Genomic DNA, 18,988 nt, shown 5'->3' with positions numbered 1-18,988 from the left:
CGAAGAACATTCTTCTGAATGAAGGTCTGCGTGCCTGGATGGCACCGGCTGACCAGCCGCACGAAAACTTCGTCTTCCCTGAAGAGGTTCTGCCCCGCGGCAACGCTCTTTGATTCAAGGGTTCAACGGTTTTTGCCGACCAAGAAGCGCTCCCACGGGGGCGCTTTTTTCTTGGCTACATTTACAGCGTTCTGTCAGCAGTGGTGTGGCGCCGTCCTGGCCCTTGGGCTCAGGTGGTGCCGAAGGCATCGCCGGCTGGCCCCAATCCCCAGAGGAGGAGGTGCCCGTGAGTTCCAGTTGTTTCACCCAGGGTCTGCTGATCGCGGAGAACGCCCTCTAGTTGGTTTCGCGGCTGATGCAGCCCGGCGAGAGCCCCCGGCGAGCCCTGTGCCCGTCGGGGGCATCGTTTTTGCAGCACAGGCCATTGTGCGCAGTGGCACAGGCCATTGTGCGCACTGGCACAGGCCATTGTGCGCACTGGCACAGGCCATTGTGCGCACTGGCACAGGCCATTGTGCGCACTGGCACAGGAGCAGACGCCGCTGCTGTGTTATCCGGCGATTATGTATGCGGCGCATTGCGCCATCTCGTGTGAGGAACCCATGAAACTCTTTAAGCAACTCCTGGTTGCACCTGCAGCCCTCGGTCTGCTGGCCCCCGTGGCCGCTACCGCAGCTGAGCTCAACCTGGACGGCGTCAACAAGTATGCCTCCGAGGAGCAAGTCACCAGCATCTCCCAGTTCTCTGACGTCAAGCCCACCGACTGGGCTTACCAGGCTCTATCCAACCTGATCGAGCGCTACGGCTGCGTCGCTGGTTACCCCGACGGCACCTACAAGGGTGGCCGGGCCATGACCCGCTTCGAAGCAGCTGCTCTTCTCAACGCTTGCCTCGACCGCGTCACCGAAGTGACCGACGAGCTCAAGAAGCTGATGGCCGAGTTCGAGAAGGAACTCGCCATCCTCAAGGGCCGCGTGGACGGTCTTGAGGCCAAAGTGGGCGAACTGGAAGCCAACCAGTTCTCCACCACCACCAAGCTGAAGGGTATCGCCACCTTCGTGGTCGGCGGTGCATCCGCTGCGGTGAATCCAGATACCGTCACCGAGCAAGCCGAGCAGGTGTCGTTTAACTATGACGTTCGCCTGATCCTCGACACCAGCTTCACCGGCAAGGATCTGCTGCGCACCACCCTGCGTGCTGGCAACTTCGGTGAGTCCGCCTTCGGCGGTGGCAACACCCTGATGGAAGTGGCTTTCCAGGAGGAAGCTGGTCCTGATGTGGTTTCGATCGACCGCCTCTTCTATCAGTTCCCGATCGGCGAAAACTTCACTGCTACCTTCGGCGGCAAGGTGCGCCAAGACGACATGCTGGCCATGTGGCCGAGCGTGTATCCGGCTGATTCGATCCTCGATCGCTTCACCTACGGCGGTGCCAACAACGCCTACAGCCTGAACCTTGGCGCTGGTGTTGGCCTCTGGTATGAGAAGGACGGCTTTAGCCTCAGTGCCAACTACGTGTCCAACGAAGCCTCGGCTGAAGTTGGTACCAATAACGGAGTTGGTACAACTGCTGGTACAACCATCGGCGGCGGTTTCGGTGATGGCAGCACCACCACGATTCAGGTTGGCTATTCCGCCAACAACTGGGGCGCTGCGATTGTTTACAACTACATTGAAGCTGCCAACATCGCAAACGCGGGCGGTACTTACTCAGCAGTTGGTTCTAACAACTACGGCTTCAGTGCCTACTGGCAGCCTGAAGAGTCCGGTTTGATCCCTTCCATCAGCGCCGGCTTCGGTGCCTCCCAGTGGAATGGTTCCAACCCCAACGACGACTCCTGGTCGTGGATGGTTGGCCTTCAGTGGGATGATGCCTTCATGAAGGGCAACGCCTTCGGGATCGGTTTGGGTCACGCCCCCACCAATATCGCTGGCACCATCAACAACAGCGCGGTTGCTGATACTCTCCAAGAGAAGTTCGGCATTGAGGTGTGGTACAAGTTCCAGGTCACTGACAACATCAGTGTGACTCCTGGCTTCTTCTGGATTGATGGCGGTGGTGTAGACCTTTCCGCTACAGGCGGTCCTCGCAACGAGGACACCTACGGCGTCGTGCTGAAGACCACCTTCAAGTTCTGATCCACAGAACACAACTGGGCCGGATCCCTCACACACCTCCGGCCCTGCGTCCTCCACTTCTCAACACACACCTCGATCAACCTCGGCGCAAGCCGGGGTTTTTTGTTGGGCGGCCGCTGCTGGATAAAGTCATCGCCTGAGCCGTTTTGCTTGCGGAGGCATTGCCCTGGCTGCTGCCGATCCCTATCGCGTGCTGGGCGTGTCGCCTGCTGCCACGGCTGCCGAAATCAAGGCCGCCTACCGGGCCCTGGTGAAACAGCACCACCCCGATGCCGGTGGCGACGACCGCACAATCCTGGCCCTCAATGCCGCCTGGGAGGTGCTCGGCGACGCCGACCGCCGCCACCGCCACGACCACGCCTGCCGCACCACCACAACCCGTCAAAGGGGCAAGGCGCCAGACAAGTCTGCTGCTCCCCCTACGGCAACGGCCACTGAGCAGGATCTGCTTGCTTGGCTGCAGCTCGTGGTGGCTCCGTGCGATCGGTTTCTCGCTCAGGTGATCAACTCCTTCCCGGGCCAACTCAAGTCTTTGGCCGCCGATCCCTACGACGACGCCTTGATGGAGGCGTTTTGCCGTTTTCTGGAGGTCAGCCAGGCGCGCCTGGTCAAGGTGGAAGCCCTCTACCGCTCCCGCTCCTGTCCAGCAGGGGTAGAGAGCTTCAGCCTCGCCCTCTACCACTGCCTCAGCCTGGTGAAGGATGCTTTCGCTGATCTCGAGCGTTACACGCTCGGCTACGTGGATTCCTATCTGCGCGATGCCCGTGAGCTGTTGCGCCAGGCCAAGGCTCGCCGCAGCCAGTTGCTGGCCGATTCCCGTCAGCTGCGGCGTTGAGGGCGTGCGCCCGGCAGAATGAGCTCTGCCGCCAGCACCGTGTTGATCGGCTTTTTGTGTTTGGTTCAGTGCTTCGGCCTGACTATCAACCGGGTCTGACTGATCTTGACTTCCTGGTTGATTTCCAGCCGATGCCGCCTGTTCGCAAGGCCCATGCCTTTTCGGCATGCGTGATGCGCTTCACCATTTGCTTGGTGCTGAGGTGGACTTGGTGATGGCTGGTGCGGTGCGTAATCCGATCATTGCTCGTGAGATTGCAGCCACCTGCCAGCAGATCTATGGCATGTGATCCGGATCCCATCTTCTACCGTTTGATGATCAATGTTGGGTGACATGACTACAGCCTCCTTTGCTCACGGCAACCGTCTATCCGGGCGAGGGTGGGCTCTCCGCAGCCATTGCTGACCCCGGCAGCAACCGGCAGCTGTTGGAGCCGACGACGGCGTTGGTGTCTGAGGAGGCGGTGGGGACGGTTAAATGGGACGATCCCTCAGCTTTAGCCAAGGCAGCCGAAGTTGCCGGGGCTAGAATTGTGAATCAACTTCCGCCATCGACGCATGACGCCCCTGCTGAAGCGACTCGAAGAGCAAGCTCGAACTCTCTGCCCTGAGGACAGAGCAAGACTTGCTGAGGTGATGCTGGAATCTTTGCATTCTTCAACAAATGAAATTGATTCTGCCTGGCAGGACGAGGTTGCGCACCGTCTAGACGCTGTTGATCGTGGATTGATGCCAACCCATAGCGCTGATGATGTATTTGCCGAAGCGAGTGCGATCCTTCGGTGAGAACCGCTCGGATTGCGGATGCAGCCAAGCTTGAGCTGATTGCGGAAGTAGAATACTTTGAAAGTAAGGAAGCTGGATTGGGCTCCCGGTTTCTGGCTTCAGTTCAAGAAGCGGTGTTGCGTGCTCTTATCTACCCCCTGACTGGTTCGCAGTACAGGGGAAATACCCGGCGATTGCTCGTCAGGGATTTTCCGTTTGCCGTTGTCTATCGTTGCCACAAGGATGAAATCGTCATCTTTGCGTTCGCACATCTCTCTAGACGGCCAGGATACTGGCGATCACGAATCGATAACGCTTAATCGAGCTCTTCAATAGAGCTTGATCCCTGCTTTGCCAGGTGTTCTCATGCCGTAGGAAACGCTTCCAGCTGATCCAGTCGCAGCCACACATCCGGCACCGGCCGGCGCCAACGCAGCTGGGCGTAGTCGCCCTTGATCGCCAGGATCTCGCCGGGCCCCTCGATCACATAGCCCGGCAGGCCATCGCTGGCGCGCGCCTCCAGGCTGCCGGCGTAGGCCGCACTGTTGACCCGCACCAGGCTTCCTTTCTTCAGTGCCGGCTGGCTGGCCGGCGCAGCAGGAGCGGCGGGGGCGGCTGTGGCAGAGCCGGCGGCAGCGGGGGCGTCAGCCATGGCAAGAACTCCAGTTGGCCACAGGCTAAGGCCGGCGGCGCAGGCCAGGCTTCGATGCCTATCCTCCCTGAACGCGAGAGAGGAAGAATGCGCCTGCTGCTGCTGGGTTGCTCGGGGTTCGTCGGCCGGGAGCTTGTTCCCTTTCTGCTCGAGCTCGGTCACGAAGTGACCCTGGTGAGCCGACAGGCCCAGCCCTTCCCGGCCCTGGTGGGCAAGCGTCTCGCCTGCCTCCATCTCGATCCTGCCGATCACGCCAGCTGGGCCCACAACGGCCTCGACGTGGCCGTGTCCCAGTCCGACGGCGTGGTGAACCTGGCTGGCGAGCCGATCGCCGATCGCCGCTGGACGCCGGCCCACCGGGACGTGTTGCTACAGAGCCGCGTGCGCACCACCGAGTTGCTGGTGGCGTCCATGGCACGGCTCGAGACGCCCCCGGCGGTGCTGGTGAGCGGATCGGCCGTGGGCTTCTACGGCACCAGCCTGGAGGCCCGCTTCCAGGAAACCAGCCCGGCCGGCAACGACTTTCTGGCCGAAATCTGCCAGCGCTGGGAAGACGCCGCCGATCAAGCCCCCGCTGGTTGTCGGGTTGTGAAGCTGCGCATCGGCATCGTGCTCGGCCCCGATGGCGGTGCTCTCGGCAAGATGCTGCCGGTGTTTCGGATGGGCTTCGGCGGACCGGTGGGTTCCGGTCGCCAGTGGATGAGCTGGATTCACCGCCACGACCTCTGCCGCCTGATCGCCACCGCCCTGGAGGACGTCTCGTTCAGCGGGGTCTACAACGCCGTGAGCCCGGAGCCCACCACCATGGGCAGCTTCGCCCTTGCCCTGGGGCAGGCCCTGGGCCGGCCCAGCCTGTTGCCCGTGCCTGGGCCGCTCCTGCAACTGCTGCTCGGTGACGGTGCCCAGGTGGTGCTCGAGGGTCAGCAGGTGCTGCCTGAACGTTTACAGGCCCAGGGCTTTGCCTACCAATACCCCCAGCTCAACGCTGCCCTCGCTGCTGCCACCAGCCCAGCACCCCACTGAGCAGGGCGGCCCCCATCAGCAGCCCGATCGCCGGGGTGAACAGCGGCTCCCATAGCCGCTGAAACAACTCCAATGGGGCTTCCACCTTCTGGCTGTGCAACACCACCGCCGTGGCAAACCAGAGGGCCCCGGCGATCACCACAAACACATCCACCACCAGCACCGTGTCCATGGCGCCTTTGAGCTGCCGCAGCAGGCCTGGAGAAGAGTCGGGCGCCGTCATGGCCGATTCGGGGAGGTGAGGGCGGCAGGATCCGCCAGAAGCTCCATGATCGCCGAGGCCATCGCGGCACTGCCGCCCGGCCTGCCGATCCGCTCCAGGCCGATGGCCGCCAGCTCTCGCTGCAATCGGGGGCCGTGGTGGGGATCGCGCTGCTGATCCAGCAGGATCTGCACCAGGTGGGCCGAGGTGGCCAGGGTGCGGGCCTGGCCACTGGGGCCGGGGGCGCAGTGCACGCCGGGGCCCAGCAGCCGGCGCTGGGCTTCGGCAAAGCCCGCCGTGAACTGAGGGCCCCGCCCCGCCAGCTGCAACACCGGCTTGCCCAGCCCCACCGCCTGTTCGGCGGCCGTGCCGGCGGTGCACAGCACCAGCGCCGCGCCGCGCAGGATCTCGGTGAACTGCCCCCAGCCCAGCTCCAGCAGCAGCGGGCCGCGCACCAGGCGATCCTCCCCCTCCAGCCGCCAGCCGAGGGTCTGCCCCAGTTGGGCGATGCGGCGGCGGTCCAGGTCGGGCACCAGGGCGGCCCGTAGCCGCAGCCCCTGGACTTGCATCCAGTTGTCCGGCAACAGCGCCAACACCTGCAGCATCAGGCCCAGGTTGCGGGCTGCTTCCGGCAGGCGGCTGCCCGGCACCAGCGCCAGTTCCAGGCCCGCCGCCACCGCTTCTGGCTGCTGCTGCTGCCCGTGGGGGTTGGCCGCGTTCACCACATCGAGGAAGGGATTGCCCAGAAAGTGCACCGGCCGCGCCAGTTGCTGCGCGAGGTCGGTGGCGGTGAGGGAATCGCGGCTCCAGATCGCCCGGATGCTGGGCCGACCCAGCAGCCAGCCGCAGGGCCAGGACAGCCGCAGGCGGCCCTCGTAGTGGCTCGAGTAGGCCACCAGATACACGGCGGTGGGTAGCCCCGACAGCCAGCCCCCCAGCACCGCCAGCACATCGCCCACGGCCACCACCAGCCCGTAGTGCCGCCGGTGGCGGCGCAGCAGCAGCAGCCGGCCCAGCACGTAGAGCAGCTGGCCTTCCATCAGCTCGCTGAGGCGTCCGGCCAGGCTGGTGTAGCCCAGGCCGCCGGTGCTGCAGCTGCGGGTGCGCCCCAGCACCGGCACCCCCAGCTGGCGATAGGGGTTGCCATGACCCACCAGGGGCAGGGCTGCCACGGAAATGCCTTGCTGGATCAGCTGGGCAGCCACCAGGGCGCCGCTGAGGTCCTCCCCGTGGCCGTTGCTGAGCAGCAGAACCGGTTTCAACCCGCCAGCCAGGCCTTCACCTTGTCCATCGCCTTCCAGCCAGGTTTGCGCTGGAGGCCATCGGCAATCGACTCCTGCAGTTCTTCAGCCATCTCCGGCGCCATCGCCATCACACGCTGCACGATTTCGATGTGCTCCCGCACACCCTTGGCGCCGGTCTCGAGCATGGCCAGGCTCAGATTGATGCGGGCCTGCGGGTCCTGGGGATTGAGGCGAACGGCCGTCTTGGCGGAGCGCAGGGCTGCCTGGGGCTGGTCGTCGAGCAGCTGCAGCCAGGCCAGGCAGGTCCAGCCAGCCGACTGTCCGGGGGCCTGTTCGGTGATGGTGAGGAAGCTGTCGATCAGCTCTGCCGGCGCGGTCCCTTGCTGGTAGCGCTCCATGGCCTGGTCAAACAGGGAGGGGGCTTCCTGGGTGGTGGCTTCGGGGGAGGTCATGGGGCGTCGACAGGCCTGATCGTGGACTCAGATTGCCACCTTGTCGGCCAGCTCCACGATCAGCGGGGAGGTCTGCGCTGAGGAGCTTGGCCATGGCCTACACCGCAAACGAACTGCCGCAGCCGCAGGTCTGGGTGGCGTTGGGGTTGGTGAAATTAAAGCCGCCGCCGATCAGGGCACTGGAGAAATCCAGCTGCATCCCGTAGATGTAGAGGAGGCTTTTCGGGTCGCACACCACCTCGAAGCTGGGCGCCCCAGCTGGCTCATAGGTGTAGCGCTCGTCGTCGCTGCGGATCTCGGTCGGAGCGATGAAATCCATCGTGTAGCTCATGCCGCTGCAGCCTCCCGAGCGCACGCCCACCCGCAACACCTTGTCTGGGCCCTGCTGCTGCATCAGGGCGGCGAGCTGCTTCATGGCCGGCTCGGTGATCTGGATGCCCTTGCCGTCTCTGGCGGTGAAGGTGGCCTGGGGTACCGCGTCGGTGGCGGCCTGGGCTTCGGCGATCTCGCTGCTCATCATGGGCGGGGTGATCGGGGGATTGGGCCTGTTCCACCCATCGTATGGAGCCCGCCCAGTCGCTGCCGGGCTGGCCCGCTCCATAGAGTCGTTCCCACTCAAGGAGCAGCAGGGTGCGCGTCGCCATCGTGGGTTCAGGACTGGCCGGCTTGTCGGCGGCGGTGGATCTGGTGGATGCCGGCCACCAGGTGGATCTCTACGAGGCGCGGCCCTTCATGGGCGGCAAGGTGGGCAGCTGGGTGGATGAGGGCGGCAACCACATCGAGATGGGGTTGCATGTGTTTTTCTTCAACTACGCCAACCTTTTCGCCCTGCTGCGCAAGGTGGGTGCGATCGACAACCTGCTGCCCAAGGATCACACCCACCTGTTCGTGAACACGGGCGGCGACCTGCGCGAGCTGGATTTCCGCTTCGCCCTCGGCGCTCCCTTCAACGGCCTGAAGGCCTTCTTCACCACACCCCAGCTCGACTGGGTTGACAAGCTGCGCAACGCCCTGGCCCTGGGCACCAGCCCGATCGTGCGCGGCCTGGTCGACTACGAGGGCGCCATGAAGACGATCCGCGCGCTGGATCGCATCAGCTTCCAGGAGTGGTTTGTTGGCCATGGCGGCAGTCAACAGAGCATCGAGCGGATGTGGAATCCGATCGCCTATGCCCTGGGCTTCATCGATTGCGAGGCGATCTCGGCCCGCTGCATGCTCACCATCTTCATGATGTTTGCATCCAAAACCGAGGCCTCCAAGCTCAATCTGCTCAAGGGTTCGCCCCACCGCTGGCTCACCGGCCCGATCTTCGACTACATCCAGCAGCGCGGCGGCCGGCTGCACCTGCGCCACCGGGTCACCGAGATCCACTACGAAGAGGCTGGCGCCACCCCCAGCGCCGACACCCGTGTCACCGGACTCACCCTGGGCACCCCTGAGGGTGAAATCCAGGTGCAGGCCGATGCCTACCTGGCCGCCTGCGATGTGCCCGGCATCCAGCGGATGATCCCAGAGGCCTGGCGCAGCCACAGCCTGTTCGACAACCTCTACCAGCTCGAAGCGGTGCCGGTGGCCACCGTGCAGCTGCGCTACGACGGCTGGGTGACTGAACTGGGCGATTCCCCCGCCGCGCAGGCCGCCCGCGGCGATCTCAGCCGCCCCGCCGGCCTCAACAACCTCCTCTACACCGCCGACGCCGACTTCAGCTGCTTCGCCGATCTGGCCCTGGCCAGCCCAGAGGACTACCGCAAGCAGGGCCTGGGCTCCCTGCTGCAGTGCGTGCTCACCCCTGGCGATCCCTGGATCCCCAAGAAAACCGAGGAGATCGTGGCCGCCACCGATGCCCAGGTGCGCCGGCTGTTCCCCTCCGCCGCAGGCCTCACGCTGGTGTGGAGCAATGTGGTGAAGCTGGCCCAGTCGCTGTATCGCGAGGCCCCCGGCATGGAGCCCTACCGGCCGGATCAACGCACACCGGTGAGCAACTTCTTTTTGGCCGGTAGCTACACCAAACAGGACTACATCGATTCGATGGAAGGCGCCACCATGAGTGGACGTCTGGCCGCTGCGGCGATCCTGGACCGCCCCGTGGCCCTGGCCACCAATACCTCTGTTAGTTAGGAGATTCCATGGGCCGTTGGCTCGAGCACAGCGTCACCACGGACATCCGGGCTTCGGTTGAGCAGGTGTGGGAGGTGTGGAGTGATCTGGAGTCCATGCCCGAATGGATGCGCTGGATCGAGTCGGTGGTGACCGAACCGAACGACCCCGATCTCACCGACTGGACCCTGGCGGCTCAGGGCTTTCGCTTCCACTGGAAGGCCCGGATCAGCCAACGGGTGGAGGCCCAGCAGCTGCACTGGGAGTCGGTGGGAGGCCTCCCCACCAAAGGGGCGGTGCGCTTCTATCCGCAAGCCCCCCAACTGACGGCGGTGAAGCTGAGTGTCAGCTATGAGTTGCCGGGGGTCTTGGCACCGCTGATGGAACCCAGCATCCTGGGGGGGATCGTCACCAAGGAGCTCCAGGCCAACCTGGACCGTTTCCGTGACCTGGTTGAAACCCGTTATGCCTAGGTTCGCCACTGTGGCTGTAGGGGCTGCGCTACTGCTGGCCTCCTGTGGTGGGGAGCAACCCCCGGAGATGACCAGCCAGCTGCCGCCGCCCCCTTCGGCCGTGGTTGGGTCGTCTCCAGCCGCCTCGCCCCCGATGGCCGCTCCGGGCCCTCCGGCTGGGCTCACGCCCCTGCCCAGTTCCAGCCAGGTGGTGGCTTCTATCGCCTCTGGGCGAGTGGACCCCTTCGCTCCGGTGGGGGGCTCCGGGGGGAGTTCGGCCCCGCTCAGTCTGCCGCCGGGTCTGATTTTCAATGGCGTGATCCGCTCCGGCGGCACGCCCGAAGCTCTGGTGCAGTTCGAGGGCGAAACAGGCACCTTGCGGGTGGGCCAGCGCGGCGGTCGCACCACCCCACTGCTGCCGGCGGGTTGGAGCGTGGCCAGCATTGATGTTCAGCAGGGGCGCCTCACCCTGCGGCAAGGCAAGCAATCGGTTACGGCTGAGCTCTGAGGCTGCGACTGCAGGCTTCCACCAGGCCTGCCAGATCGTGTGGATCGGCTTCGCCATCCACCCGGCCCAGCAGCTGCCGGCAGCGGTCGCTGGTCTGGGGGCCGATCGACACCACGGCCACCCCATCCAATTGGCGCGGCCAGGCCGGCCCGTAGGCCGCCTCCAGCATCTGGCAGGTGTGGCTCACGGTTTTGCCGCTGCTGAAGGTGATGGCGTCGAGGTGCCGTTGCTCCAGGGCTGCTACGGCGGCGCTGGGCAAGCCCTCCGGGCAGCGGGTTTCGTAGGCCGCCACCTCCACCACCCGGGCGCCGGCCTCGGCGAAGGCCTCCGCCAGGAGGGTGCGGCCACCGCTTTGCACCCGAGGCAGCAGCAGCCGCAGTCCCCATCCCGAGGCAGGGAAATGTTCCAGCAGGCTGTCGGCCACGAAGCTGGGCGGGATGAAATCGGCGCTGGCGCCGAGAGCATCCAGCTGGGCTGCCGTTTTGCGGCCCACGGCGGCCAGCTTCAGGCTGGCGGGGCGCCGGGCCAGGGACCGGCCCAGGCGGCGCAGCCGCTGCTCCACGGCCTCCACTCCATTGCCACTGGAGAACACCAACCAGTGGAAGTCGTCGAGCTCGGCCAGGGCGTCGTCGAGGGGCCCCCATTCATCGGGGGGCGTCACCACCAGCGCCGGTAGGTCGACCACCGTGGCGCCGGCCGCCTCAAACAGCCGCCGGGCCTCTCCCAGCTGGGTCTCGGCCCGGGTTACGGCGATGGTGCGGCCGCTCAGGGACAACTCGGGGGCCAGGGTCATGGCGGTGCAGTCCTGGGGTCAGTCGTCCAGCTTGACCATCGTGCCGGCCTGGCGGCGCAGCGCCTCGGCCTCGTCTCCGCGGTTCTGCTGCACCAGCAGCGCGATCGCCTGGCGAAAGGCCGAACGGGCGCCGGGGATGTCACCGCCGAGCAGCAGCGCAACCGCCAGATTCTGTTGGGCGGCGGCCAGACTGGGATCGCGCTGCAGGGCGGCGCGATAGGCCGCGATCGCATCCGGGAGCCGGCCCCGCCGCCGCTCGACCAGCCCCAGATGCAGCCAGCCCAGGGCCAGCTCCGGGGCAGCCGCGGTGGCTTCGCGGCAGAGGCTGCAGGCCTCTTCCAGGCGGGTATGCCCCTGCGCCTCCCCCTGCTGCAGCAGGCCGGCCAGGTTGAGCCGGGCCGCCAGGGTGAGCCGCGGCGGCAGCGGTAGGGCCAGGGCCTGGCGGTAGAGCTGCTCGACGCGGGCCGGGGCGCTGCTGGCGTGGGCGATGGCCAGGTGCAGCAGCAGCTCATAGCGCTCGGGATGGCGGCAGGGCGGGCAGTGGGCCAGCCCCTGCTCCAGTAGGGCGATGCCGCGTTCGCGGTTGCCCTCGCTCACCTCCAGGCTGCCGAGCTTGGCGCAGGCGTAGGGGTCGCCCGGGTGGACGGCCAGGTCGGCTTCCATGGCCTGGCGCAGCCGCTCGGCCTTGGTGCTGCTGGCCAGCAGCTCGGGCCTGTAGCCGTCATGGGCGATGGCCGGCACATCGCAATCGGCCAGGCGCCAGTGGGGCTCCTGCTCCAGCAGGGCCAGCACGCTGTCATCCACCATGGAGTGGTAGGGCCGGCTCCAGTGGATGGCCGGATGGCGGCGAAACAAGCGGCTGACGTTGGAGTAGGGCGACTGGGCCGCCCCCCGCTCCTGGCGCAGCAGGTTGATCAGCAGCAGATCCGGCTGCGCCATCAGCTGGCGCAGGGGTTCGCGGGCCTCGGGCAGCAGCCACTCATCGGCATCGAGCACCAGCACCCAGTCGCCGCGCACGTGCTCCAGGGCCGCATTGCGGGCCGGGGCGAAATCACCCGGCCAAGGCAGCTGGTGCACCACGGCGCCGCAGGCCTCGGCCACGGCGACGGTGGCATCCGTGGAGCCGGTGTCGAGCAGCACCATCTCATCCACGAACCCCGCCACCGAGACCAGGCAGCGCTCCAGCCGCTCGGCTTCGTTGCGCACGATCATCGAGAGGCTGAGCATGGGCGTCAGTCGGTGAAGCCGGCGCCGGCTTCAGTGTCCCCCAGCCCCAGCCCCCTGCCCAGCCGGTTGAGCGCTTCCGCCTGGGCCAGGGGCATCTGGCCGGGGCTGTAAACCCCCGGAATCCCGGCGGGCAGCAGCGGCTGCAGCTCCTCCCACAGGTAGGGCGAGCCATACACCACCACGCCGGCCAGCCGCCCCGCCGTCACCAGTTGCTGCAGCGCAGCTGGCCAGGGTTCGGCGCTGCCGGCGCTGCCGCGGAAGGGATTGCCCCGCACAAACAGCTGCAGCAGCACCGGCCCCGGGCCCAGGTGCTCCAGGGCCAGGGGAGCGTCGGCGACACCACTCCAGAGGCTGGGGCTGCGGCTCTCCAGCAGCACGCTGCGCCAGCCCCGGGCTTCGGGGCGGCTCAGGGCTGGGGCGGTGGCGGGCAGAAAGGGGGCGGCCAGGGCCGAATCCAGGCGGATCAGGTTGATTCCTGGCTGTCCGGCCGTCGGGTCCGTCGCAGTCCTGCCGCCATCCGGCGTTTCCTCCCGGCTGGCCTCCAGGGTGGCGATCACCAGCTCCAGGGCCAGGGCCTGGTCGGGCTGGGCGGCGGCTTCGGGGTCTGGGGCGGCCGCCGGTTCGGCGCAGCACGCGAGGGCCCGGCGGCGGCGCTCGGCACTGGCCTCGAGTTGGTCCCGGCTGAGTCGGCCGCTGTGCACGGCCTCAGCGATGGCCGCAATGGCGGCCGCGGCATCGGCGGGCATCAGCACCAGGTCGGCGCCGGCCTCCAGGGCCAGCACCGCCGCTTCGCCGGCGCCGTAGCGGCTGGTGATGGCCTCCATCACCAGGGCATCGGTCACCACCAGCCCGCCAAAGCCCAGCTGCTCGCGCAGCAGCCCGGTGAGCACCGGCCTCGACAGGGTGGCGGGCCGCTCCGGATCAAGGGCGGGCAGCATCAGATGGGCGGTCATGACGGAGGCCACCCCGGCGGCGATCGCCTGCTCAAAGGGCGGCAGTTCGATCGCCGCCAGCCGGTCGCGGCTGTGGGGCAGCAGCGGCAGGGTGAGATGGGAATCGCTGCTGGTGTCGCCGTGGCCGGGAAAGTGCTTGGCGCAGGCGAGCACCTTTTCGGATTGGGCGCCCCTCACGAAGGCCGCCGCCAGCGCCCCCGCTGAGGCAGGGTCATCCCCCCAGGCCCGCACGTTGATCACGGGGTTGGCGGGATTGTTGTTGACGTCGCACACCGGCCCCAGCACCCAGTTGAGGCCCAGGGCCCGGGCATCCCGGCCGGTGCAGCGGCCGTAGCACTCAGCCAGGGCGACCGCCCGCTGCGGTTCCTGCCGGTAGAGGCGCCCCAGGGCCAGCGGCGGCACCAACCAGGTGGCCCCGTCAAAGCGTTGGCCCACCCCTTCTTCCACATCGGCGCAGAGCAGCAGTGGCTGGCCGGCCCAGCGCCGCAGCTGGGCGCAACGCAGGGCCACCTCCGCTGCGCTGCCGCCGAGAAGAATGACGCCGCCCACCCCGGCCTCCAACACGGCCCGGAGCTGGGCATTGGGCAGTTCCCAGCGGGGGTAGCCCCGTTGGTGGTCGGCGAGGGTGCCGCTGGCGCGCACCACCAGCAGTTGGTGAATCAGCCGCAGCAGGGCCGGATCAGGCGCGGCCTCAGAGCTCACTGGCCTCGGCCGGTTCACCTTTCTCCTGCCGCTGCTCCTCGAGTCGGTTGAGCAGGCCCAGCACCGAGGTGCCTTTTTCAAGGCCGCGGTCGAGCACGAACACCACCTCGGGGGTACGGCGCATCTTCAACCGCCGGCCCAGCTCACCTTTCACGTAGACGCTCGCCGAGCGCAGACCCTCCATGGCCTGGCTGCGATCGTCCTCGCTGCCGAAAATGCTCACGAAGATCTTGCAGTGCTGCAGGTCGCCGGCCACCTCCACGGTGGTGACGCTCACCATGCCCTGGCTGACCCGCTCGTCCTTGATGCCGCCGATCAGCAGCTCACTCACTTCGCGGCGGATCAGGGAGGCCACCCGCTCCACCCGTCGGCTCTGTGCCATGGCTATGCCAGCGGTGCTGGGTTCACCATCGCACGCAGGATCAGCGCCAGGCTGAGCATGCCGCTGACGCCCGCCCCGATCAGGGCCACCGCCGTGACTGGATTGCGGCCCCGGGCCGCGAGGGGCTCGAACACCGAATTGGCCACCCCCAGGCCGAAGGCCACCAGATAGCGCGGGTAGCGCGTCACGTTCAGGAAGAAGTCCTTCATTGCCCGGAGTGGTCGGTGCCTGCTGCGTGCTGGCTACTCTGCCGCCCAGAGGCGGAGTTTGACGCATGCAGCTGCACCAGTTCAGGCATTCCGCCTTCTGCGAGAAGGTGCGGCTGGTGCTTGCCGCCAAGCGCCTCGACTACACCGTGGTGGAGGTCACCCCCGGCATCGGCCAGTTGGAGCTGTTCCGCCTTTCCGGCCAGCGCCAGGTGCCGGTGCTGGTGGACGGCAGTGAGGTGATCGCCGATTCCACCGCGATTGCGCTCTACCTCGAGCGGCATCATCCTGAGCCGCGCCTGCTGCCGGAGACCCCGGCGGAGCGGGCTCGGGTGCTGCTGATCGAAGACTGGGCCGATACGGCCCTGGCCGCGGGTTGCCGGTTGGCCCTGGTGCAGGCCGCTGCCAGCGATGCCGTGCTGCGCAGTGCCCTGCTGCCGGACTCCACCCCGGGCCCCCTGCGCCAGCTGGTGAGCAGCCTGCCGGCGGGGGTGATGGCCGGCGTAGGCGAGGCGGTGGCCAGCGTGGTGGGCACGGCCGAATGCCAACAGCTGCAGACCAACCTGGAGCAGCTGGCGTTGTTGGTGGCCGACCAGCCCTACTTGGTGGGCGACCGCCTGACGTTGGCCGATCTGGCGGTGGCGGCCCAGCTGGGGTTGTTGAAGTTTCCAGCCAGCAGCGGCGTGCCCCTGGCGGGTCTGGGGGTCAGCGGCATCGCCGACCATCCCCTGCTGGAACCCCTGTTCAGCTGGCGGGATCGGATCGCGGTGGAGGCGGGACGGGGCTAACGGGCGTCAGCTCCAAGCTGTAGTGGCCGCTGCTGCTGGCCGCGGCGGCCAACCCCAGGGCCGGTGAGGGGTAGCTGGCCTGCCACTGTTCGGCGCCCACGCTCCCATCGGAGCGGACGCTGTAGCGGCTCAGGGTTTCCACCCGGCTCACCCGCGGATCGCCGGGGCCATGCAGCACCTGCAGGGCCAGCTCGTCGGTCCAGAAGTGGGTCGCATCCGGCTGTTCGCTGCGGCGCCCCACCACCGTCGATTCCAGCCGCTGATCGCCAGCCAGCACGGCGATTTGGCGGTTGGGGTTGGCCGGATCATTGGCCACCTGCAGCAGCGCTTTGCCCAGCAGGGCCCGGCCGATCGCCGTGGCGTTGAAGGCCCGATCGCCCACCACCGCGCCGTTGGCGTTGCGTTCGAACTGCACCCGGTAGTCGAGGTCGTCGCTGCGCACCCGCCAGCCGCCCTCCATCCAGGCGGGGTAGGTGAGGTCCTGGTGCCCGGGTCGGCTCGAGGGGCGCTCCAGGGGGGCGGGCAAGCGCCATTCGGGCCAGTGGGCGGCCCGCTCCGCCAGCACGCCGGGACTGACCGCCAGCAGCAGCGCCAGAATGGGGGCCAGTAGGGCGCCAGTCATGTCCGATCCCCTGTTGCGGGAGCTTGATCATTACGTGGTGCTGGAGCCTGCCGGCGAGGAACGGATTCTCACCGCCGCCGAAACCCTGGCCTGGCTGGCGGCTCAGCTCACGGCCCTGGAGCAGGTGCCGGCGGATCTGGCGGCTTTGGCCACTCCTGCGGAGCAGGCCCAGCGGCTGTTGGAAACGGCCTGCGAACTGGAGCTCGCCCCAGGCTTGTCAATCCAGTGGTTCGCCGTGCGACTGGAGCCCCCCGGCTGAACTCAGTTCAGGCTCGCGGTGGTTTCACCGTTGTCGTTCTGGAGGCGGATCGGGGCTTCGGGGGCGGCGGCCGGCTCTTTGAGAATCGCTGGCAGGGCTGCCAGCACCTGCTGGGCCACCTGGGCGGGGTCTTCGCCCCCCTGAGGCACCTGCAGGTCGGCCTGGCGGTAGAGCGGTTGCCGCTGGGCCAGGAGCTCACCCAGACGGGCGCCGGGATCGTCGGCCTGGAGCAGGGGCCGGGGGGTGGGATCGGCTCGCAGCCGCTTCAGCAGCAGCGGTGCCGGCGCATCCAGCCACACCACCACGCCCTGGCGCATGTGTCCCCAGTTTTCCGGTCGGGTCACCACCCCGCCGCCGGTGGCCACCACCAGGGAATGCCAGCCAGCGATCTGGCCCAGCACCGCCGTTTCCAGCTCCCGAAAGCCAACCTCGCCGTCGCTGGCGAAGATGTCCGGGATGGTGCGGCCCGCCACCTGTTGGAGGGCGTCGTCGGCGTCGAGGAAGCGGTAGCCCAACGCTTCGGCCAGGGGGCGGCCGACCGCACTCTTGCCGGCTCCCATCATGCCGACCAAATACAGGTTGAGCCCCTGCAGCCGCTGGGCCAGGGCGTGGTGGCTGGGGGTGGTCATGGGGAGGTTTTCATGGCACAGACGCCGCGGCCCTGGCCGTTTCTAGGATGGAGTGCCTCAAGTCCTGGGCGATGACGGCTACTGCAACCGCCCAAGGCCCAACCCATGGGCGTGGTCGGCCCTGTGTGATCACGCGCCGGGCCACCTTCAGTGCCAGTCATCGGTATTGGTTGCCCGAGCTCAGCCCCGAGGACAACCAAGCCCGCTTCGGGCCCTGCAGCCTGGCGCCGGGCCATGGCCACAACTACACCTTGATCGTGGCGATGGGTGGGCCCCTGGATGCCGATGGCATGGTGCTCAATCTCTCGGAGGTGAAGCACGCCATTCGCGCCGAGGTCACGGCTCAGCTCGATTTCCGTTGTCTCAATGAGGCTTGGCCGGAGTTTGACCTGAGCCGCCCGGAGGGTCGGCTGCCCACCACCGAAGCCCTCTGCCAGGCCATCTGGACCCGCCTGGCCCCCAAGCTGCCCCTGGTGGGGCTGCGTCTGCACGAAACCGAAACGCTCTGGGTCGACCTGCTCGCCCCCGGCTCCACCCCGACCCCCATGGAAGCTTTCCTCTCGATCCGCACCCACTTCGCCGCCGCCCATCGCCTGGCTCGGCCCGAGCTCTCCCAGAGTGAGAACGAGACCATTTACGGCAAGTGCGCCCGGCCCCACGGCCACGGCCACAACTACCTGCTCGATGTCACCGTGCGAGGTCCGATCGATGCCCGCACCGGCATGGTCTGCGACCTGGCGGCCCTGCAGCAGCTCGTCGACGACCTGGTGGTGGAGCCCTTCGACCACACCTTCCTCAACAAAGATGTGGAGCACTTCGCTGCCACCGTGCCCACAGCCGAGAACATCGCCCTGCATATCGCTGATCTGCTGAGCGCCCCGATCGCCGCCACCGGCGCCCGGCTCCACAAGGTACGCCTGCAGGAGAGCCCCAACAACGCCGCCGAGGTGTTTGCCGAAACCCCCCAGCTGGAGATGGTGCCCGCTGCCCTGGAAGCCCTGGTGGCCGGCTGAGCGCTGCCGGTGCCAAAGCTGCGCCTGGTGCTGGCCGTCAGCCTCGACGGCCGCCTGGCTCCCCCAGATGGTGGAGCTGCGCAGCTGGGGGGTGCGGGTGATCGTCGGGTGCTGGAGGAGGCCCTGGCCTGGGCCGACGGCTGCCTGATCGGTGCCGAAACCCTGCGGCGCCACGGCAGCACCTGTCTGATCCATGCCCCCGATCTGCTGGCCCAGCGGGCCGCCGCTGGCCGCAGCGATCAACCGGTGGCGCTGGTGGTGACCCGCACCGCCCAGATTCCCGCCGAGCTGCCGTTCTGGCAGCAGCCGTTGCAGCGCTGGTTGCTGGCTCCGTCGGGGGCATGTCCCCTGCCGGGATTTCAGCGACAGCTGAGCCTGGAGGCTTGGTCTGCTGCCCTGCCTACTCTCCAGGCCGCGGGATTGGAGCGGCTGGTGGTGCTGGGCGGCGCCACCCTGGCGGCGGGCCTGCTGGCGGAAGGCTGGATCGAGGAGCTGCAGCTCACCCTCTGCCCCCAAGTGCTAGGCGGACCCCATAGCTGGGTGCCGTTGCAGGCGGCCGTCCAGGCAGGCGCCTGGCGTCTCGAAGAGCATCGGCGCCTGGAGGGCGATGAGTTGCTGGTGCGTTACCGCCGCGTTTTGGCGAAGCCCTGAGCCAGCTCCTTGAAGGGGATGTGCTGGAGGCTGCCGGCGGGCAGACCCAGCATGCGCGCCAGGCAGCGTTTCACCACCAGTTCGCTCTCGGCGCCGAAGTCGCCGCGGATCAGTTCGCCCAACACCGCCAGGCTGCGGCCGCTGGAGGCGGTTTCCTGCACCAGGCATTGGCTGGTGGGTTTGGCCAACTGAGCGCAGGGCGCCTCGAGTTTGGCGGCCAGGCTGGCATTGCCGGCGGATGCCGTTTCCACGCACATGGTTGTGAGCCGCTGCTCCAGCTGGGGGCGCATCAGCTGCAGCACCGGCAGCAGCAGGCTGGTCAGCAGGACGGGCGTGAACAGGTGCGCCGGGGTGAAGAGGGCACGCATCAGTTGGGGCACCAGGGCAGCACAGCTC

General features: G+C 67.3%; 27 protein-coding genes and 1 pseudogene. 15 read left to right on the top strand and 13 right to left on the bottom strand.

Features of this window, described 5'->3' with window-relative positions; genetic code table 11:
* The 7 genes and pseudogenes from CJZ78_RS11900 to CJZ78_RS11880 all read left to right on the top strand — a co-directional run.
* Positions 1-113, top strand: a pseudogene (locus tag CJZ78_RS11900) (photosystem II D2 protein (photosystem q(a) protein)); the annotation flags it as partial.
* A gap of 92 nt (positions 114-205) precedes the next feature.
* Positions 206-340 carry a hypothetical protein gene (locus CJZ78_RS14700; protein WP_255001082.1) on the top strand — a complete coding sequence of 45 codons (135 nt, stop codon included), beginning with the start codon at positions 206-208 and terminating at the stop codon, positions 338-340.
* Between the two features lie 262 nt (positions 341-602).
* Entirely contained in the window at positions 603-2,138 is a 1,536-nt protein-coding gene (locus CJZ78_RS11895; RefSeq protein ID WP_094561535.1) for an iron uptake porin, read from the top strand.
* A 190-nt stretch (positions 2,139-2,328) separates the two neighbouring features.
* Positions 2,329-2,973 (top strand): DnaJ domain-containing protein, encoded by a 645-nt coding sequence (locus tag CJZ78_RS11890; RefSeq protein WP_233128768.1) that lies wholly within the window; start codon positions 2,329-2,331, stop codon positions 2,971-2,973.
* A 56-nt stretch (positions 2,974-3,029) separates the two neighbouring features.
* Positions 3,030-3,188 (top strand): hypothetical protein, encoded by a 159-nt coding sequence (locus tag CJZ78_RS14850; protein WP_198953898.1) that lies wholly within the window; start codon positions 3,030-3,032, stop codon positions 3,186-3,188.
* Positions 3,140-3,262 carry a hypothetical protein gene (locus CJZ78_RS14695; RefSeq protein WP_255373987.1) on the top strand — a complete coding sequence of 41 codons (123 nt, stop codon included), beginning with the start codon at positions 3,140-3,142 and terminating at the stop codon, positions 3,260-3,262. Before CJZ78_RS14850 ends, CJZ78_RS14695 begins: the two co-directional genes overlap by 49 nt.
* A 268-nt stretch (positions 3,263-3,530) precedes the next feature.
* Complete coding sequence (locus CJZ78_RS11880; RefSeq protein ID WP_094561533.1) at positions 3,531-3,758, top strand: addiction module protein; 228 nt, start codon at positions 3,531-3,533, stop codon at positions 3,756-3,758.
* 343 nt (positions 3,759-4,101) lie between these two features.
* Here CJZ78_RS11880 and ndhO read toward each other — a convergent pair whose 3' ends face one another.
* Positions 4,102-4,389 carry an NAD(P)H-quinone oxidoreductase subunit O gene (ndhO, locus tag CJZ78_RS11870; protein ID WP_094561531.1) on the bottom strand — a complete coding sequence of 96 codons (288 nt, stop codon included), beginning with the start codon at positions 4,387-4,389 and terminating at the stop codon, positions 4,102-4,104.
* Between the two features lie 87 nt (positions 4,390-4,476).
* On the opposite strand from ndhO, the gene CJZ78_RS11865 reads away from it, so the two are divergent.
* Positions 4,477-5,412: a TIGR01777 family oxidoreductase gene (locus tag CJZ78_RS11865; RefSeq protein ID WP_094561530.1), complete on the top strand. Its 936-nt coding sequence runs from the start codon at positions 4,477-4,479 to the stop codon at positions 5,410-5,412.
* Here CJZ78_RS11865 and CJZ78_RS11860 read toward each other — a convergent pair.
* The 4 genes from CJZ78_RS11860 to CJZ78_RS11845 form a co-directional block, all read right to left on the bottom strand.
* Positions 5,369-5,635: a hypothetical protein gene (locus CJZ78_RS11860; RefSeq protein WP_094561529.1), complete on the bottom strand. Its 267-nt coding sequence runs from the start codon at positions 5,633-5,635 to the stop codon at positions 5,369-5,371. The two genes, CJZ78_RS11865 and CJZ78_RS11860, sit on opposite strands and share 44 nt — an antisense overlap.
* Entirely contained in the window at positions 5,632-6,876 is a 1,245-nt protein-coding gene (locus CJZ78_RS11855) for a lipid-A-disaccharide synthase-related protein (protein WP_094561528.1), read from the bottom strand. The genes CJZ78_RS11860 and CJZ78_RS11855 overlap by 4 nt, the downstream gene beginning before the upstream one ends.
* A complete protein-coding gene (locus CJZ78_RS11850; protein ID WP_094561527.1) occupies positions 6,873-7,310 on the bottom strand; it encodes a M48 family metallopeptidase in 438 nt (145 codons plus the stop codon). Before CJZ78_RS11850 ends, CJZ78_RS11855 begins: the two co-directional genes overlap by 4 nt.
* Positions 7,311-7,407: 97 nt before the next feature.
* A complete protein-coding gene (locus CJZ78_RS11845; protein WP_094561542.1) occupies positions 7,408-7,827 on the bottom strand; it encodes an iron-sulfur cluster assembly accessory protein in 420 nt (139 codons plus the stop codon).
* 113 nt (positions 7,828-7,940) lie between these two features.
* Here CJZ78_RS11845 and zds point away from each other — a divergent pair, with 113 nt between their 5' ends.
* The 3 genes from zds to CJZ78_RS11830 all read left to right on the top strand — a co-directional run bounded on the left by zds (position 7,941) and on the right by CJZ78_RS11830 (position 10,367).
* Positions 7,941-9,428, top strand: coding sequence for a 9,9'-di-cis-zeta-carotene desaturase (gene zds / locus CJZ78_RS11840; protein ID WP_094561526.1), 1,488 nt, complete (start codon positions 7,941-7,943; stop codon positions 9,426-9,428).
* A gap of 8 nt (positions 9,429-9,436) precedes the next feature.
* A complete protein-coding gene (locus CJZ78_RS11835; protein WP_094561525.1) occupies positions 9,437-9,880 on the top strand; it encodes an SRPBCC family protein in 444 nt (147 codons plus the stop codon).
* A 67-nt stretch (positions 9,881-9,947) separates the two neighbouring features.
* Positions 9,948-10,367 (top strand): hypothetical protein, encoded by a 420-nt coding sequence (locus tag CJZ78_RS11830; RefSeq protein ID WP_143592919.1) that lies wholly within the window; start codon positions 9,948-9,950, stop codon positions 10,365-10,367.
* On the opposite strand, the gene CJZ78_RS11825 is transcribed toward CJZ78_RS11830, so the two are convergent.
* Genes CJZ78_RS11825 through CJZ78_RS11805 form a run of 5 tightly spaced genes read right to left on the bottom strand, consistent with a single transcriptional unit; the run spans position 10,351 to position 14,633 of the window.
* On the bottom strand, positions 10,351-11,160 hold the full coding sequence (locus tag CJZ78_RS11825) for a uroporphyrinogen-III synthase (RefSeq protein ID WP_094561523.1): 810 nt from the start codon (positions 11,158-11,160) through the stop codon (positions 10,351-10,353). The two genes, CJZ78_RS11830 and CJZ78_RS11825, sit on opposite strands and share 17 nt — an antisense overlap.
* 18 nt (positions 11,161-11,178) lie before the next feature.
* Complete coding sequence (locus tag CJZ78_RS11820; RefSeq protein ID WP_094561522.1) at positions 11,179-12,387, bottom strand: glycosyltransferase family 2 protein; 1,209 nt, start codon at positions 12,385-12,387, stop codon at positions 11,179-11,181.
* 5 nt (positions 12,388-12,392) lie between these two features.
* On the bottom strand, positions 12,393-14,042 hold the full coding sequence (locus CJZ78_RS11815) for a glycoside hydrolase family 3 N-terminal domain-containing protein (RefSeq protein WP_198953897.1): 1,650 nt from the start codon (positions 14,040-14,042) through the stop codon (positions 12,393-12,395).
* On the bottom strand, positions 14,032-14,424 hold the full coding sequence (gene rbfA, locus CJZ78_RS11810; protein ID WP_094561520.1) for a 30S ribosome-binding factor RbfA: 393 nt from the start codon (positions 14,422-14,424) through the stop codon (positions 14,032-14,034). Before rbfA ends, CJZ78_RS11815 begins: the two co-directional genes overlap by 11 nt.
* Positions 14,425-14,426: 2 nt before the next feature.
* The gene (locus CJZ78_RS11805; RefSeq protein WP_094561519.1) at positions 14,427-14,633 is read right to left on the bottom strand and encodes a DUF751 family protein; all 207 of its coding nucleotides are present in this window, start codon (positions 14,631-14,633) and stop codon (positions 14,427-14,429) included.
* A 65-nt stretch (positions 14,634-14,698) separates the two neighbouring features.
* Between CJZ78_RS11805 and CJZ78_RS11800 the strand changes: the two genes are divergently transcribed.
* Positions 14,699-15,418 (top strand): glutathione S-transferase family protein, encoded by a 720-nt coding sequence (locus tag CJZ78_RS11800; protein WP_094561518.1) that lies wholly within the window; start codon positions 14,699-14,701, stop codon positions 15,416-15,418.
* On the opposite strand, the gene CJZ78_RS11795 is transcribed toward CJZ78_RS11800, so the two are convergent.
* Positions 15,375-16,040, bottom strand: a complete 666-nt coding sequence (locus CJZ78_RS11795; RefSeq protein ID WP_094561517.1) for a DUF6816 family protein — start codon at positions 16,038-16,040, stop codon at positions 15,375-15,377. The two genes, CJZ78_RS11800 and CJZ78_RS11795, sit on opposite strands and share 44 nt — an antisense overlap.
* On the opposite strand from CJZ78_RS11795, the gene CJZ78_RS11790 reads away from it, so the two are divergent.
* A complete protein-coding gene (locus CJZ78_RS11790) occupies positions 16,039-16,299 on the top strand; it encodes a chlororespiratory reduction protein 7 (protein WP_094561516.1) in 261 nt (86 codons plus the stop codon). The two genes, CJZ78_RS11795 and CJZ78_RS11790, sit on opposite strands and share 2 nt — an antisense overlap.
* Positions 16,300-16,301: 2 nt before the next feature.
* Here the strand turns inward: CJZ78_RS11790 and CJZ78_RS11785 are convergent, their stop codons facing one another.
* Positions 16,302-16,928, bottom strand: coding sequence for a shikimate kinase (locus CJZ78_RS11785; protein WP_094561515.1), 627 nt, complete (start codon positions 16,926-16,928; stop codon positions 16,302-16,304).
* A 71-nt stretch (positions 16,929-16,999) separates the two neighbouring features.
* Between CJZ78_RS11785 and CJZ78_RS11780 the strand changes: the two genes are divergently transcribed.
* Both CJZ78_RS11780 and CJZ78_RS11775 read left to right on the top strand, forming a co-directional pair.
* Positions 17,000-17,941, top strand: coding sequence for a 6-carboxytetrahydropterin synthase (locus CJZ78_RS11780; RefSeq protein ID WP_094561541.1), 942 nt, complete (start codon positions 17,000-17,002; stop codon positions 17,939-17,941).
* A 3-nt stretch (positions 17,942-17,944) separates the two neighbouring features.
* Complete coding sequence (locus CJZ78_RS11775) at positions 17,945-18,592, top strand: dihydrofolate reductase family protein (RefSeq protein WP_094561514.1); 648 nt, start codon at positions 17,945-17,947, stop codon at positions 18,590-18,592.
* Here CJZ78_RS11775 and CJZ78_RS11770 read toward each other — a convergent pair.
* A complete protein-coding gene (locus tag CJZ78_RS11770; RefSeq protein ID WP_094561540.1) occupies positions 18,565-18,960 on the bottom strand; it encodes a hypothetical protein in 396 nt (131 codons plus the stop codon). The genes CJZ78_RS11775 and CJZ78_RS11770 overlap by 28 nt on opposite strands.
* Between the last annotated feature and the right edge of the window lie 28 nt (positions 18,961-18,988).

The sequence above is a fragment of the Synechococcus sp. 8F6 genome (genome assembly GCF_002252665.1).
In the GTDB taxonomy this organism is placed as follows: domain Bacteria; phylum Cyanobacteriota; class Cyanobacteriia; order PCC-6307; family Cyanobiaceae; genus Cyanobium_A.
Note: the sequence above shows the minus strand (reverse complement) of the source record. Positions and strands in the feature narration are given on the sequence as shown.